Origin of the sequence: Klebsiella aerogenes (assembly GCA_029027985.1) — a bacterium.
In the GTDB taxonomy this organism is placed as follows: Bacteria; Pseudomonadota; Gammaproteobacteria; order Enterobacterales; family Enterobacteriaceae; genus Klebsiella; species Klebsiella aerogenes_A.
In genome coordinates this window covers 3,151,023-3,166,377 of record CP119076.1, presented here as the reverse complement: position 1 = coordinate 3,166,377, position 15,355 = coordinate 3,151,023, and the positions used below count along the sequence as shown (strand labels likewise).

Annotated in this window: 11 protein-coding genes, 1 tRNA gene and 2 pseudogenes; 9 read left to right on the top strand and 5 right to left on the bottom strand. The window is 52.6% G+C overall.

Annotated features, from left to right (window positions below; all coding sequences use genetic code 11):
* Nucleotides 1–152: 152 nt before the first annotated feature.
* The 5 genes from PYR66_15180 (at nt 153) to PYR66_15160 (ending at nt 9,159) form a co-directional block, all read left to right on the top strand.
* Nucleotides 153–1,589, top strand: a complete 1,437-nt coding sequence (locus PYR66_15180; GenBank protein ID WEF26654.1) for a TolC family outer membrane protein — start codon at nt 153–155, stop codon at nt 1,587–1,589.
* Nucleotides 1,586–3,733, top strand: coding sequence for a type I secretion system permease/ATPase (locus PYR66_15175; protein ID WEF26653.1), 2,148 nt, complete (start codon nt 1,586–1,588; stop codon nt 3,731–3,733). Before PYR66_15180 ends, PYR66_15175 begins: the two co-directional genes overlap by 4 nt.
* Nucleotides 3,730–4,950 carry an HlyD family type I secretion periplasmic adaptor subunit gene (locus PYR66_15170; protein ID WEF26652.1) on the top strand — a complete coding sequence of 407 codons (1,221 nt, stop codon included), beginning with the start codon at nt 3,730–3,732 and terminating at the stop codon, nt 4,948–4,950. The genes PYR66_15175 and PYR66_15170 overlap by 4 nt, the downstream gene beginning before the upstream one ends.
* Nucleotides 4,951–5,004: 54 nt before the next feature.
* Entirely contained in the window at nt 5,005–8,139 is a 3,135-nt protein-coding gene (locus PYR66_15165) for a glycosyltransferase (protein ID WEF26651.1), read from the top strand.
* A 144-nt stretch (nt 8,140–8,283) separates the two neighbouring features.
* Entirely contained in the window at nt 8,284–9,159 is an 876-nt protein-coding gene (locus tag PYR66_15160; GenBank protein ID WEF26650.1) for a peptidase, read from the top strand.
* A 43-nt stretch (nt 9,160–9,202) separates the two neighbouring features.
* Here PYR66_15160 and hspQ read toward each other — a convergent pair whose 3' ends face one another.
* Together hspQ and rlmI are read right to left on the bottom strand one after the other, a co-directional pair.
* A complete protein-coding gene (hspQ, locus tag PYR66_15155; protein WEF26649.1) occupies nt 9,203–9,520 on the bottom strand; it encodes a heat shock protein HspQ in 318 nt (105 codons plus the stop codon).
* Between the two features lie 104 nt (nt 9,521–9,624).
* On the bottom strand, nt 9,625–10,815 hold the full coding sequence (rlmI, locus tag PYR66_15150) for a 23S rRNA (cytosine(1962)-C(5))-methyltransferase RlmI (protein WEF30469.1): 1,191 nt from the start codon (nt 10,813–10,815) through the stop codon (nt 9,625–9,627).
* Between the two features lie 193 nt (nt 10,816–11,008).
* Between rlmI and yccX the strand changes: the two genes are divergently transcribed.
* Nucleotides 11,009–11,290: an acylphosphatase gene (gene yccX / locus PYR66_15145; protein WEF30468.1), complete on the top strand. Its 282-nt coding sequence runs from the start codon at nt 11,009–11,011 to the stop codon at nt 11,288–11,290.
* On the opposite strand, the gene tusE is transcribed toward yccX, so the two are convergent.
* Together tusE and yccA are read right to left on the bottom strand one after the other, a co-directional pair.
* On the bottom strand, nt 11,287–11,616 hold the full coding sequence (tusE, locus tag PYR66_15140) for a sulfurtransferase TusE (protein WEF26648.1): 330 nt from the start codon (nt 11,614–11,616) through the stop codon (nt 11,287–11,289). The genes yccX and tusE overlap by 4 nt on opposite strands.
* Before the next feature lie 88 nt (nt 11,617–11,704).
* Nucleotides 11,705–12,364, bottom strand: coding sequence for an FtsH protease modulator YccA (gene yccA / locus PYR66_15135; GenBank protein ID WEF26647.1), 660 nt, complete (start codon nt 12,362–12,364; stop codon nt 11,705–11,707).
* 265 nt (nt 12,365–12,629) lie between these two features.
* Here yccA and PYR66_15130 point away from each other — a divergent pair, with 265 nt between their 5' ends.
* Nucleotides 12,630–14,258 carry an ABC transporter substrate-binding protein gene (locus tag PYR66_15130; GenBank protein WEF26646.1) on the top strand — a complete coding sequence of 543 codons (1,629 nt, stop codon included), beginning with the start codon at nt 12,630–12,632 and terminating at the stop codon, nt 14,256–14,258.
* 143 nt (nt 14,259–14,401) lie between these two features.
* Nucleotides 14,402–14,489 (top strand) — tRNA-Ser (locus tag PYR66_15125).
* A 102-nt stretch (nt 14,490–14,591) separates the two neighbouring features.
* Here the strand turns inward: PYR66_15125 and PYR66_15120 are convergent.
* A pseudogene (locus PYR66_15120) lies at nt 14,592–14,825 on the bottom strand (integrase).
* A 115-nt stretch (nt 14,826–14,940) separates the two neighbouring features.
* Between PYR66_15120 and PYR66_15115 the strand changes: the two are divergent.
* Nucleotides 14,941–15,295, top strand: a pseudogene (locus tag PYR66_15115) (antiterminator Q family protein).
* Nucleotides 15,296–15,355: the final 60 nt, after the last annotated feature.

The following is a 15,355-nucleotide window of genomic DNA, read 5'->3' as shown; positions in this document are numbered from 1 at the left end:
ATGGCGGTACAGGGAGGTGCCGCCGTCATGGCTGTATGTATCGGAGGTAAAACAAAAAACAAACCCGGAAAAGACGGGCAATCGTTAAATAAAAAGAATGATGCGGAAAGAGTATATCCATATTTTCAGTGTGCTTTCTGAAGGGTAATTTTATGCGTCTATTTCAACAACAAAGGATTGCCAGCGTTTACAGGTACAGCACTATTTTCCTGTCATTAAGCGTGATATTTACGGCTAATGCGGAAGATTTTTCATTTCCGCCAACCAACATTAGCACGCAGAGATTAAACGATAGCCAACAGGTCATTGGATATTCTGAGGAGTTAATCAATCCCCAAAGCCATCTTTCTGGCCCGTTGGATATTGGCAGCGCGGTAAAATCGGCAGTCAACTGGCATCCCGCGATTACTCAACAGGTGAGTAAATTGCAAGAACAGGTGCAACGCGTAGATGTGGCGAAAGCCAAATATTATCCGCAGGTCAGTGCAGGTATGAATAATGGTTATAGTAATTCATACTCTGACTCCGGATATTCCCCATCGCTAGTCGTTTCCGTTTCGCAAATGCTCTACGACTTTGGCAAAGTCTCAAGCTCGGTCAGAGCGGCGGATGCCGCCGTAGCTCAACAGCAAGCGACGGTTATGCTTAATATCGACCAGGTCGCGCATGATACCGCCAGCGCAGTAGTGCAGATGCAGGGTTACCAAAAGCTGGTGAAAATCGCTCAGTCCCAGGTGGATTCGCTCAAGCAGATTGGCGATTTGATCCGCCAGCGTAACGACGCAGGGGCGACCTCGCTTTCTGATGTGGTGCAAACGGATACCCGCGTTGAGGGGGCGCAAGCGACGCTGATCCAGTATCAGGCGGCACTTGAACGCTGGAAAGCCACCCTGGCGACCTACCTTGGTCTCGGTAGCATTACGTCTGTCACCGATAGCGTCCCGCAGGACATGGACGCAGCCTGCGCCGTAAGTAAAATCGACTATCGTACCGTGCCTGCGGTACTAGCCGCTTTAGCGCAAGCCACGCAGGCACAGGCGCAGCTGGATAATGCCACCGCGCAAATGTTGCCGACCATCTCTCTTGAACCTCAGGTTACGCATTATCTTAACGATAATTACGCCAACAGCGCCGTATTAAATAAAACGCAATATTCGGCGTGGGTAAAAGTGGAAATGCCAATCTACCAAGGCGGGGCATTAACAGCTTCCCGCGAGGCGGCGCAGCAAATTTTATCCGCAGCCAATGCCGGGATCAGAAACGCGCAGCTTGATGCCAGCCAGAAATTGAGCGCTTCGCGCGATGAAGCGCTAAACCTCAAGCAATCAATCGGCATCCAGCGACGCCAGCAGCAGCTTGGCGAGCAAACCCGCGCACTCTATCAGGATCAATATTTACAGTTGGGCACGCGCCCGCTGCTGGATCTGCTTAACGTCGATCAGGAAATCTATCAGGCGCAATTCAGTCAGGTACTCACCGAGGCGCAGTTGCGAACTCTGGAGCTGGACTGCCTGTTCAGTACTGGAAAAATGCGCACCGTCTTTGCTCTGGATAATCAAAGTATTCAGGGTGTGGAGATCCGTCCATGAGTGAACAACATCATCGCAGCGATATTCCCTATCTGCTGGACTGGGCCAACGCCATGGCTTTTGTCGCCGGCCATTACCGACAGAGTTACTCTCCGGGGACGCTACATGCAGCGGCGGAATGGGCGACGCAAAAAACGCTGCCTGATGCGCTTAAACATCTTTGCCGCCACGCCGGGCTGCATTGCCAGTTTCTCAACGGCCACGATCGGCGAATATCTGCATGGCGATTGCCGCTGGTGGTGCAACTCAAAGATGGACAGATTGGCATCATTGAAAGCTTCGATCTCAATAATTCGGTCGGCATCCGATTTGTTAAAGAGCTCACTTTACTTAGCCAGTGTCCGCTGGACGCATTACTGGATGAGATTGAACATACCGTGGCTTTTCGCCCGGCGTCGCCGGAAAAAGACATTCGTACTGAAAGTTACCTTGCCGGATTCCAGCCGGACTGGCTGCGTAAAATCGTCCTTAAAGATTTACGTCCATATATGCACGTTATGCTGGCGTCGTTGGCGATTAATATTCTGGCCCTGACCGGCATTCTATTTTCTATGCAGGTGTATGACCGGGTGATCCCGGCGCAATCTTATCCCACCTTATACGTACTATTTAGCGGCGTATTAATTGCCGCGGTATTTAACTTCGTCCTCAAAATTACTCGTGGGCACGTCACAGACCTGTTAGGCAAGCGGGGAGACATTCGTATTTCCGATCGCGTATTTGGCCACGCGTTACGGCTGAAAAATTCGGCGGTTCCGCGCTCAACAGGTAGCTTTATTTCTCAGTTGCGCGAGCTTGAGCAGGTGCGGGAAATGATGACCTCAACAATGATGACGGTCATCGCCGACCTACCATTCTTCATACTTTTCCAGATAGTCCTGTTTATTGTCTCGCCGTGGTTGAGCTGGATCGCGCCGGTAGCGACAATCCTGATGCTGCTGCCGGGTTTTTTACTGCAGAAGAAATTAGCGGAATTGGCAAATAAAAATCAGCATGAAGGTACGCTACGCAACGCCATTTTGGTGGAAAGCATTCAGGGCCTGCCGGATATCAAAATGATGCAGGCGGAAAGCCGCTTTCTGCAGCAGTGGAATAGCTATGTCGCCATTACCGCCGAATCGGGGGTGAAAACCCGCAAAGTTACCCACGGACTGGTGAGCTGGGGAATGTCGATTCAGAACCTGCTGTATGCCACGGTAGTCGTAGTCGGTGCGCCGTTGGTCATTAATGGCGATATTACTACCGGCGCAATGGTGGCGGCATCAATGCTATCAAGTCGGATGGTGGCGCCGATGACGGCGCTCTGTGGTGTTCTGGCGCGCTGGCAGCAGGTGAAGGTGGCAAAAGCGAGCCTCGATAATCTGATGTCTCTGCCGGTAGAGGGGGGGCAGGATGAACCGCGGATCCACCGTGCCGTCCTGCACGGTAATTATGAATTCCGCAACGCCGAGTTTCGTTACAGCAAGGACAATGGACCTCTGCCGCTGCGTATTAAGCAGCTATCCATCAAGGCCGGGGAAAAAATCGCGATTCTCGGGCGGATTGGCGCCGGTAAATCGACATTGTTGCAGGCGATGGTGGGTAACGTCGAGTTGGCGGCAGGGGAGCTGCGCCTCGACGATCTCTCACTGCCGCAAATTGATTTGGCGGATATTCGCCGCAACGCCACTTTGCTGACTCAGGAAGCCCGACTGTTCCACGGGACGCTGCGGGAAAACCTGACGATGGGACGGCCGATGGCGAGCGATGACGAGCTGGTGGCCGTACTGGAACTGTGCGGTGCGCTTGAGTTCATCAGCAAACTGCCGATGGGCCTTGAACATTTGGTGATGGAAGGGGGGATCGGCCTTTCCGGCGGGCAGCGACAATCGCTTTTGCTGGCGCGATCGCTACTGCGTGACCCTAATATTATTTTACTGGATGAACCAACCTCATTTTTCGATGAACGCACCGAAAAAGCCTTTGTCGAGCAACTGGAACATTGGGTGGGCGAACGTACGCTCATTATCGCCACTCATAAAGCCGCGGTACTCAATATTGTCGATCGCATTCTGGTGATTCAGGACGGACAGCTGGCGTTGGATAAACCGAAGGCGACGGTCTTTGAGCAAGAAAAAGCGCGTGGTCAGGTGGTGAATATATGAATAAATCCGCTGAAGCGATTTTCCCGCTGGCGCAGGACCCCGATCCGGTTGCCGAAATAGCCGATAACGAACGGGATGAGGCCGAACTGGTTAAGTCGCGTCGCCTTATTCTTTTGCTGACGGTGCTGTTAGTGACCACTGTCGTGTGGGCGTGGTTCGCCACACTTGATGAAGTTTCTACCGGGACCGGGAAAGTCATCCCCAGCTCGCGCGAGCAGGTACTACAGACGCTGGACGGCGGGATTTTAACCGAGCTTAACGTCCGCGAAGGTAGCAGGGTGGCGGCCGGACAGATTGTCGCGCGTCTGGATCCCACCCGTAGCGAATCCAATGTTGGTGAGAGTCAGGCGAAATATCGTGCGTCATTAGCGGCGAGTATTCGCCTGACTGCCGAGGTTAATAATCAACCACTGGTATTCCCGCCGTCGTTGAAAGCCTGGCCGGGGCTGCTGGCGGAGGAGACCCGCCTCTATCATAGCCGTCGGGATCAGTTAACGAAGTCGATGCGTCAGCTTGAACAGTCGCTCTCTCTGGTGAACAGCGAGCTGGCAATAAATGAAAAACTGGCCAAAACCGGTGCTGCCAGTAACGTGGAGGTTCTGCGCCTGCGTCAACAGGCGGCCGATATTGAGTTAAAAAAAATCGATCTTAATACCCGCTACTACGTTGATGCTCGCGAGCAGTTATCGAAGGCCAATGCAGACGTCGCCAGCCTTGCCGAGGTGATTAAAGGCCGGGCGGATTCCGTTGCTCGCCTGACTGTGCGCTCACCGGTGCAGGGGATCGTCAAAAATATTAAGGTTAATACTATTGGCGGCGTTATCGCACCGAACGGCGAGCTGATGGAGATTGTGCCGATCGACGGCCGGCTATTAATTGAAGCGCGTATTTCACCGCGCGATATTGCTTTTATTCATCCCGATCAGAAGGCGCTAGTGAAAATCACTGCCTATGATTATGCCATCTATGGCGCGCTCAACGGGGTTGTTGAGACGATCTCCCCTGACACTATCCAGGACGAGGCAAAACCCGAGGTTTATTACTATCGGGTGTTCATCCGTACCGATCACAACTATCTGGAAAATAAACGCGGCAAGCGTTTTTTAATCGGCCCGGGGATGATCGCCACGGTTGATATTAAAACCGGCGAGAAGACGGTTATGGATTATTTGGTGAAACCATTTAATCGCGCGAGGGAAGCACTGAGAGAAAGGTAATACCCACAAGTTGGCTTCATGTTTGGTGAAATTTTCAATGTATGGAGATTTGAAATGGCATTAAGCGATTTATTACAACAGGCTTGTTTTCAGAGCAAACCATTAAAAACGACCGCGCTGCCTGCTGATTATCCTGGGTGGGTCATCTTTTTTAGCGTCAGTGATAGCAAGGCGCGGGCGCATGTTCAGGTGGCAACGGCCGCCAGTTTCGATCAAGCCTGGCTTACCGGCGCGAGAGCCCTGCAGGAGTGGCGTAAAAAACAGGATAATGAGCCACAGTGGCTGCGTATTGATATTGTCGATAGCGTTGAAAAATTAAGTTGGGAAAACTTACAGAAGAAACTTAGCATCACCAAACGCAATTATTTCCGCTTCGGTCTTTCTTTTGATGCGCAATTTAACCAGGCGATTCTCGAGCAAGAAATCGCAGCGAATGCCTTACTGTATGATGGAGATAATGGCGTTGCGGCACCGAATGGTGTCAATCTGGAGAACTACGGTCAACGGCGCTTTAAACAAAGTCTGAGCTGGCCGAGCGATCCGCAGCAGATACTGTGGCGTTTCAAAACTCGCTCGATCTTCTGTGACCGTAGCGGCGCGAAGCTTATTGAGCATAGCGGCCGCAGCTCCGGTTACCGCGTTATCGGCGATGAATGGCAAAAAAGCTGTCTGACGGATGTGATTAAAAAGGGGAGCGATTATTTAGCCCGCCAGGTAAAAAAAGATGGGCTTTATTACTATGGATGGTTCCCCTGCTTCGACCGCCCGGTACGTTCCTATAATGCCTTACGTCACGCCAGCTCTACCTATTCGCTGATAGAAGGATGGGAGGCGACCAAACAGCCGCACCTCCGTCAGGCGATTGATCGGGCGATTGGCTACCTGGTCAACAATCTTATTTCCGTTCGCACTCTCGCCGATGGGCGACAGGCAGCGTTTCTTTGCGATGTTGAAAACGAAATAAAACTAGGCGGCAACGCGGTCAGTATTCTGGCGCTGGTAAAATACACTGAAACAACGGGCGACCGACAGTATATTGAATTAATGGAACAGCTGGCCACTGGTATTGCCTTTATGCAGGATGCGCAGAGTGGCGAATTTGTTCATGTCCTCAACAGCAACGATCTCTCATTAAAGGCCAAACATCGTATCATTTATTACGACGGCGAGGCGGCGTTCGCATTGATGCGTCTGTATAGCCTGACGCAGGCACCGCAGTGGCTGGAAATGGTAGAGAAAGCGTTTGACTACTTTATTCGACAGGAACACTGGCAGCATCATGATCACTGGCTGAGCTATTGCGTTAACGAATTGACGCGTTTTCGTCCGCAAGAGCGCTATTTCCGCTTCGGTCTGGATAACGTGCGCGGTCATCTGGATTTTGTGCTGCAACGAGTGACAACTTATCCGACGCTGCTGGAACTGATGATGGCGGCCGCGGAAATGATTGCCCGCCTTGATGCTTCGCCGACGCAGCGTCATCTCCTCGAGGGGTTTGATAAAGATAAGTTTTATCAGGCGTTAGAGTGTCGAGCGCGCTACCTGTTGGATGGTTTCTTTTGGCCGGAACTGGCCATGTTCTTTAAAAATCCGGCGCGTATTGTAAATAGCTTCTTTATTCGCCACCACAGCTATCGCGTGCGCATTGATGATGTTGAACACTATCTGTCGGGATATATCGCCTACCAAAAGTATTATCAGGCAGCCAGCAAACGCCCCGAGCCGCAGGTTGTCGCGCCATCAGCGCCGCAGGGTACGACGGTTTTTTTGTTAGAAAACCTGCGTGACGTCGGTAATGGCATTGAAGTTGCCGCCACCCGGCGCGCCAAACTGTTCGTCGAGCATTTGCATACCGTGCCCTGGCTTATCACCGCCGTGTGGAATCCGGAATTGCATGGCGCGGTCAAAGGGCTGAAGGCGCGGGGGGCGCTGCCGGAAACCGTACCGGTTTATAATCTTTATGATGCTTTAGCCGAGTGTCTGGCGGCGGGGAAAATTGCTCCGCTGCCTGCGCTTAAAGGTGAGGTTGAACTCCGTCAGGCCGTAGCGCCTAAGACAGATGCGCCAGTTGGCAAAAATAACTATCAGCTGCGTCCGCAAGGACAGCTGGTGGAAGATTACGTCGATAGCGCGGGCAGCGTTCTGTTGCGTAAATATTTTGACGAGAAGAAAGCGAATCTGCAAATAGCCCGTATCGATGTTGCGCTACCAGGCGGCGAAGTCAAATCCTTTAGCCAGCAGGAGGCGTTCTTCTCGTGGATGCTGGAAATGATGTTGCCTGACGATGGCCGCTGGCATTTTATCGTCGATAAAAATAAAGCCTGGAAAGATTTCATCTGCTCTCGCCCGACGCAGCGGATGGATTGTACATTGAGCGCTATTATCCATTCACACCATCAGTTGCTTAACGGGAAAGTTAAGGCTTCATACCGTCATTTGCTGGAGCAGCCGGATCTGGTGGACCGTTTAATTGTTCTCACCGATGAGCAATGGCAGGATCTGCAGCAAGAGGGGATCCCCGGCGAGTGTATGACGGTTATCCCTAATCATATGGATGACGGCAAGATCCCGGTAAACCCGCAAAAGGAGCCTTCTGAAACGGTTATCTACCTTGCGCGTTACTCCGAAGAGAAGCAGCACATGATGCTGTTTAACGCTTTTCGTAAAGTGGCGGCGCAGCTCCCCGGCGCACGGCTACAGACTTACGGCGTCGGGCCGCTGCGCCGCAATCTCAGCGAACAGGTGAAAGCATGGGGAATGGATGACGTCATCACCATCAATGGTTTTACCTCTGACATCGCTGCGGTACATAAGCGTGCCTGCTGCACGGTACTGTGCTCAAATCAGGAGGGGCAATCCTTGTCGGCCGTCGAGGCTATGGTCTACGGCACGCCGTTAATCAGTTTTGCGATTAAATACGGGCCGCGCGATATCCTGCAGGATCGTCAGGCCGGAATTCTGGTGCCTTACGGCGACGAAGAGGCGTTGGCATCGGCCCTGGTGCAGGTTATTTCCGATAAGGCGCTGCAAAAAGAGATGCAGGCAGCCGCCATCCGCAATGCGCGCCGTTATTACGCCAGCGCGATAGCCGGACGCTGGGAGAACTGGCTGCAGCAGAGTGAACAGCGGATAAACAGGCAGGACGATAAGGCGCTCAACGTGGTTTCGCTCAAACAACGCGTAGTGTAAGACGGTAACCCTCCCGGCGACGATAGCGAGGGGAGGGTTAATATCGGGGGAGGCGGTGCCATGCAGCGAATAAATCCATGGGCAAGATGGGTAGCTACTTGTTGGTTGGCGATGTTTTGTTTCCCGTCAATAGCGGCTACTGATATGGTGCAGGTATCCCGCTGCGTCAAAGGATCGATATTACTTAATCACGTTCTTGAAAAAGAATATGTCGCAGATGACTTCCACATTTTTTATAGCCTACAGGGGCGTGATGCCCTTAAATTCCAGTACGATAGTTCGGGCAGCGGCGTGCCGGACAGCATTAAGGATATCGCGGTTCAGCTCCAGGCTGCCAAATATCTCTACTCCAGCGTGCTTGGCCTGCGTTTCCCGTTACGGCAGAAGATTTATGCCCAGGCCCGACAAATCAACGTTTACGTGCTGACGCTGCCAAAAGGTAACGGTCTGGCCTTCTATCGCGTAGCCTCAGAAACGATGAGCGACGGCACGCAACTTCCCTGCGGTTTGAAGTTTGTGCTGAATGCTGCGCTTGAACCGGCTCGTAACGTCACTCCGGCCCATGAATTTTTCCATCTCTATCAGTATGGTTACGCGGTGTTTAAACAAAAATGGTATCTGGAAGGAATGGCGCGCTGGATGGAAAATAGCTTTAAAGCGCCAGAAAAAAATACCCGGCGGCTGGTCGCGCTACCGACCTGTGAAAGTAATTTTTCCCGTAGTTACGATGCAGCAAACTACTGGGCGAGTTTCGCTGGGGATCAATTTGCCAACATAGCGCTACCCGCTGCGGCACAGCATTTCCGCTACAGTGATGGTTCGCCAGTGTTGGTTGCGCAAGCCGTCGAAGGGGGAGGAATGCTGCAGCCGTTCTTTAATCAACTGGCGCGTAATAGCGTGGTCCAGTCGCGGCAGATGAATTTAGCCAATATTCGGTGGTCGGGAGCTCAGCAGCGGGATCCGCAGTTTAACGGCGTGATTTGTCAGGCGTTAGCCGCCACGGTCGAAGAGCGCAAATAAAGAGTAGGGGAAAAACGCCGCCCGTCCGAGCGGCGTAGAAGGGCTAATTACGCAACCGCGGCGCCTGCAGCTGCTTACGAATGGTTTGGGCCAGCTCGTCCATTGACGGCTGTTCCGGGTGTTCATCGCTGGGTTCGCTACTGAGTTGCGCTTCCGCGAGATAGGTGTGGACCGGCTGGCCGTCCTCATCTTCCATCACTACGTGATACCAGGGGGCCGCGCGCAGTTCGTCGTTGGCGCCGATTTCATCTGCGGCGGGCTCGTCAAGCGAATACACTGGATCGATATCGACAACCACGCCGAGGTAGCCTAACAGCGTATGGCGAACCTGCTGGCCGATACCAAATTTGCTGGCAATCATAGTCACCTCCCGGGAAACGCTTGCGCCCACGTTCACGTTACTCATCATTTTCACTTGCGTTTGATTCATGAGAGTAACGTGTGGGCGATGTTCCGCTTTTCAAGTTACATGATGCGACAGGCAAACCCTTTCAGATACAGTCCTTCCGGGTAGGTTGCGATCACCGGGTGATCGGCAGCCTGACGGAACTGCTCTATAAATTGTACATCACGCCCGGCGTCAATTGCGGCATCGGCGATGATTTTCTGAAATAAATCGGTAGTCATCAGGCCGGAGCAGGAGAAGGTCAGCAGAACGCCGCCCGGGTTCAGCAGCTGAATCGCCAGCATGTTGATGTCTTTATAGCCGCGGCAGGCGCCCATCAGTTGGCTCTTGTTTTCGACGAATTTCGGCGGATCCATAACGATCACATCGAACTTTTCTCCCTGATCGCGATATTTACGCAGCAGTTTGAAGACGTCGTCGCGCACGAACTCAGCCTTTGACAGGTCCAGCTTGTTCAGCTCAACGTTTTGCTTTGCTACATCCAACGCTTCCTGGGAGGTATCGACGCTGGTGACCTGGCGACAACCGCCCATCAGCGCGGAGACCGCAAAGCCGCCGGTGTACGAGAAGCAGTTGAGGACACGCTTATCGGCTACGTAGCGGCGGGTCGCCAGACGGCTATCGCGCTGATCAAGGTAGTAACCGGTTTTGTGACCGCCTTGAATATCTACCAGCAGCTGCATACCGTGCTCGGTAATTGGCAACAGGGCAGGAGGCAGTTCGCCAACCACTGGACCTTGCGCCAGATCCAGCCCCTCTTTTTTACGCACCGCCACATCGCTGCGATCGTAGATAGAGCACTGCGGGAACAGGGTTTGCAGGGCGCTAACAATCGCCGTGCGCTGATATTCCGCACCGGCGCTCAGCAGCTGCAGGACGAAGAAGTCGCCAAAGCGGTCGATGGTCACGCCCGGCAGGCCGTCGGATTCCCCGGCGATTAAACGATAGCTGTCGAGGCCGTCGCGGGTCGCCAGCCATTCGCGCCAGGTTTGCGCCTGCTGCAGGCGGCGTTCGAAAAAGGCGTTGTCGATGGTTTCGTTGCGATCGAAGCTCCAGACACGGGCACGGATTTGCGAAGAAGGCGAATACGCGCCGCGGGCGAGCCATTTCCCCTGTGAATCAACAATATCAATCGTCTCGCCGGAGCGAGCTTTACCTTCCATCCGGGCGACGGCGCCGGAGAAAATCCACGGATGGCGACGCAGCAGAGATTTCTCGCGTCCTTTGGCTAATACTAAGCGGGGGATAATGGAATCTGTCATGGGGCTACCTTTAAACGACGGAGTGTCGGCACCGAAAAATGGCGCGTAGAGTAGCATAACTGGTCAGGGCAAGCACCATTCCCCACCCGCCAGACAGATGTTTTGGTTATCGGCAAAAGCGGGTATGCCGGGGAGAATTTGCTATTCTCTGCATAAGGATAGCGCACTAAAGGGGGCAATGATGGCGAAGGTATGTACGATGGCGTGGGTGCATGGTGTCGTTCAGGGCGTAGGGTTCCGCTACTCGACGCAGCGAGAAGCGCTACAGCTGGGGGTGACGGGCTATGCGCGAAATCTTGATGACGGCAGCGTGGAAGTGCTGGCCTGTGGAGAAGCGGAACAGGTGGAGCAACTGATTGCCTGGTTAAAAGCTGGCGGGCCGCGTAGCGCACGGGTTGATAGGGTACTGACCGAACCCCATCAACCTACCAGAGAGTGGCAAAAATTCGCCATTCTCTATTAAATACACTTCACTGGCTTCGGCAGACCGGCGATTTTCGTCGCCTGCTTGGCCGGGCCTTTGGGGAATAAACGGTATAGATAACGACTGTTGCCTTTTTCTTCACCGAACTTATTCGCCATCGCCTTCACCAGCATGCGGATCGCCGGGGAGGTGTTGAATTCCAGATAAAAATCGCGCACAAAGCGCACGACTTCCCAATGTTCGACAGACAGGCTAATACCTTCCTGGGCGGCGATAACTTCCGCCATCGCTTCGCTCCACTGGGGGGGCTCTTTCAGATAGCCTTCGCTATCGGTCTCTATTTCATTGCCTTCAAAGATAAACATGATTCTTCATATACCGTGGAAACTGGGCGCAGTGTAGCAAAAAATAAGGCCCCGCATAAGCGAGGCCTTGGGAACAGCGGGAGAGAGGTTAGTCTCTGCTGGCGAAGCCGAGAATGCTCAGCAGGCTGACGAAGATGTTGTACAGCGAAACATACAGGCTTACGGTGGCGCGAATGTAGTTGGTCTCGCCGCCGCGAATGATGTTGCTGGTTTCAAACAAAATCGCACCGGAAGAGATCAGGATAAACACCGCGCTAATCGCCAGGTGCAGAGCCGGCAGTTGCAGGAAGATGTTCGCCACCATACCAATCAGCACCACTACCACGCCCGCCATCAGCATGCCGCCGAGGAAGGACATATCTTTGCGCGTTGTCAGCACGTAGGCCGAACAGCAGAAGAAGACCAGCGCGGTACCGCCCAGCGCCAGGCCGATCAGGTCGCCCATGCCCGCGGACAGATAAGCGTTGAGCATTGGCCCAAGAATATAACCGAGGAAGCCGGTGAAGGCGAAGGCCGCCAGAATGCCGCTGGGCTTGTTCGCCAGTTTGTAGGTCAGGAACATCAGACCGTACATGCCAACCAGGGTCAGAATTAGCCCCGGAGACGGCAGCATCAGTACGGTGCTGGCGGTGGCGGTAATTGCCGAAAACGCCAACGTCAGGCTGAGCAGAAAATAGGTGTTACGCAGAACTTTGTGCGTACTGAGCAGCGATGAACGGTCACGCGACGATGTAATGATACGATCCATGAGTCACTCTCTTATGACAGATGTAATTAGTTATGAAGCATAAAAAAAGTGGGCTGAAAGCCATAATGCTTTTACCCATCTTTACTTAGATCTCAGTGCAGCGGCGCAGAATTTTATTCTAACAAATTTACATTAGACAGTATGTTGATGTGTTCGACATCAGAAAGCAGATCTGAATCTTATAGGTTACTGAAAAATATTGCCTTAATGCCAGTCAGCGACTAAGTGTGGAAAGGGTACCAACGACGCGTAAAAGGCAAGGGAAATGAAACTACAACAATATAACTGCATCACACACGCATTACTGATTTTGGGTTTACTCGGCGCCGCGGCTTCTGCGACAGCCGCACAGGTTCCACAAGGCACCATACTTGCGGAGAAACAGGAGCTGGTCAGAAATAACGGTAATGAACCCGCTTCGCTTGACCCGCATAAGGTCGAAAGCGATGTGGAGTTTAATATCATCAGCGATCTGTTCGAAGGCCTGGTCAGCGTTTCGCCGAAAGGGGAAATTCAGCCGCGACTGGCGCTGAAGTGGGAGAATAAAGATAACCTCGTCTGGACCTTCCATCTGCGTCCGGGGATCACCTGGTCCGATGGCACGGCGATTACCGCGCAGGATATTGTCTGGAGCTGGGAGCGCCTGGTATCGCCTGCGACCGCCTCGCCCTACGCCAGCTATCCGGGCAATATGCACATTGTGAACGCCCGTGAGATTGCCGAAGGGAAGCAGCAGCCGGACACGCTCGGCGTCAAAGCGCTGGACGATAGCACGCTGCAGGTGACATTAAGCCAACCTAACGCCGCCTTCCTCGCGATGCTCGCCCACCCATCATTAGTCCCGATCGATAAGGTGCTGGTGGGGCGTTTTGGCGAGAAGTGGACCAAACCGGAGCATATCGTCACCAGTGGTCCCTACACGCTGTCGAAATGGGTGGTCAACGAACGCATCGTGGCGGAACGTAATCCTAAATACTGGGATAACGAACATACGGTCATTAACAAAGTGACCTATCTGCCGATTACCTCTGAAGCGGCGGAGGTTAACCGCTATAAAGCCGGCGAGATTGATATCGTCTATACAGTGCCGGTGAACCAGTTTGCGCTGTTGAAGAAGACCATGGGTTCCCAGCTTAACGTTTCTCCTCAGTTGGCGACCTACTATTACGAACTCAATACTACCAAACCGCCGTTCAACGATCCCAGGGTACGTCTGGCGCTGAATATGGGCCTGGATAAGGACATTATCGCTGACAAAGTGATGGGGCAGGGCCAGCGCCCGGCATGGCTGATTAGCCAGCCCGATATTGGCGGCGTGACGCTGAAAAACCCGGATTACGCCAGTTGGCCGCGCGAAAAACGGATTGCCGAGGCGAAGAAACTGCTCAATGAGGCTGGTTTTAATGAGCAGCATCCATTGGTCTTCAACCTGTTATACAACACCTCAGAGACGCATCAGCGCATTGCTATCGCTGCCAGTTCGATGTGGAAGAAAAACCTCGGTGTTGAAGCGAAGCTACAGAACCAGGAGTGGAAGACCATGCTGGATACCATGCACACGCACAATTTTGATGCCGTGCGCTATGCCTGGATCGCTGATTACGACGATGCTGCCTCGTTCCTGAACAACTTCCGTACCGGCGACAGCGAAAACACCAGCCAGTACAGTAATCCGGCCTATGATAAAGCGCTGCACGATGCGGCGAAGGCGTCAGATACGGCCGATCGCGGTAAGTTCTATCAGCAAGCGGAGGACATGCTGGCTCAGGACGTACCAGCAATCCCGGTTTATCACTACGTGCGCACGCATTTAGTGAAGCCATGGGTCGGCGGATTTACGTCGGATAAGCTGGGGTATTACTACACCAAAGATATGTACATCATAAAACATTGAGTCAAAGGGCGTATTTGACGCCGAATTTCTGTGCAAACTGCCTGAAATTCAGACGAATAACACAGATTTGTTTGTTTTTAAGGCAGTTGAACAAAATGATGCTTTACAGCATCGGCAGAGGTGTTTATAGTGCGCCCCATACCGGAAGCGTGGCCGAGCGGTTGAAGGCACCGGTCTTGAAAACCGGCGACCCGAAAGGGTTCTAGAGTTCGAATCTCTACGCTTCCGCCAAATAAAACAAGGGGTTACCGAAAGGTAACCCCTTGTTGCTTTGGGCTGTTGGCGTAGTGTTGGTATATTCACTTGGTATATTTTGCTGTCCAACTACCGCTTTCACTTCTCCTTACTCATCATCGGAACGTCCAGCGTCGGCGAAATTTTGACCTTACGATCATACGTCACAACCTGGCTTTCTGTTTTGTGTCCACTAAACATCTGCTTCTCTTTGCTACTACCTTCATAGTCTGAAATTGCCTTGGCTTTAATATCGTGGAACGTACCCGGAACAGGGCGGCCCAGTTTCACCGCGGCTTGCTTTTTCGCGTTATTCCACCATGTATTGAATGTTTAGAAAAGGAGCTACTACTAAAACTGGACCAATACTTTAACAACTACAGTTTGATCATTCGCCGAACCGGTATGCACATCAGCGGTAGCTGTAGCAAAACAGGAGTACAAAATAATGCGTAACATTCAGATTGTACTTGAGCGCTGGGGCAACTGGTTAAAGCATAAAATCGAGAATGAAGTGGGGTACGCGCGGACTGCTGTCGGGTTTAAGGGGGTTTTACCTGAGGCCGGAACAGGTTTGAGCTGCAGCGAAGATGATGCCCTGGTTATTGACGCCTGTGTGGGACGTCTGAAACAAAAGCGACCAGATGAGTACGAGTTTGTTGTTGATCATTATATCAAAACGGGTTCTTGGGCGAAAGCACCGCCTTTCTGAAGGGATGATCCGAATTAAGTTCCAGATGGCTGAGGGGTTTATTGAAGGGTGCCTGTCGATGTTAGATGTTCGGCTGGAAATGGAGAGTTAATACAAGATGGGCCTGAACAGGCCCTCAGTCGATGTTTTCAAAATAACGATAAGCCCGCCC

What these genes read in the sequence shown, in the direction of transcription:
- yccX (WEF30468.1), top strand. Translation starts at nt 11,009, where the DNA reads ATGGCGAAGGTATGTACGATGGCGTGGGTGCATGGTGTCGTTCAGGGC.
- PYR66_15180 (WEF26654.1), top strand. Translation starts at nt 153, where the DNA reads ATGCGTCTATTTCAACAACAAAGGATTGCCAGCGTTTACAGGTACAGC.
- tusE (WEF26648.1), bottom strand. Translation starts at nt 11,616, where the DNA reads ATGTTTATCTTTGAAGGCAATGAAATAGAGACCGATAGCGAAGGCTAT.
- yccA (WEF26647.1), bottom strand. Translation starts at nt 12,364, where the DNA reads ATGGATCGTATCATTACATCGTCGCGTGACCGTTCATCGCTGCTCAGT.
- PYR66_15130 (WEF26646.1), top strand. Translation starts at nt 12,630, where the DNA reads ATGAAACTACAACAATATAACTGCATCACACACGCATTACTGATTTTG.
- hspQ (WEF26649.1), bottom strand. Translation starts at nt 9,520, where the DNA reads ATGATTGCCAGCAAATTTGGTATCGGCCAGCAGGTTCGCCATACGCTG.
- PYR66_15165 (WEF26651.1), top strand. Translation starts at nt 5,005, where the DNA reads ATGGCATTAAGCGATTTATTACAACAGGCTTGTTTTCAGAGCAAACCA.
- PYR66_15170 (WEF26652.1), top strand. Translation starts at nt 3,730, where the DNA reads ATGAATAAATCCGCTGAAGCGATTTTCCCGCTGGCGCAGGACCCCGAT.
- PYR66_15175 (WEF26653.1), top strand. Translation starts at nt 1,586, where the DNA reads ATGAGTGAACAACATCATCGCAGCGATATTCCCTATCTGCTGGACTGG.
- PYR66_15160 (WEF26650.1), top strand. Translation starts at nt 8,284, where the DNA reads ATGGTGCAGGTATCCCGCTGCGTCAAAGGATCGATATTACTTAATCAC.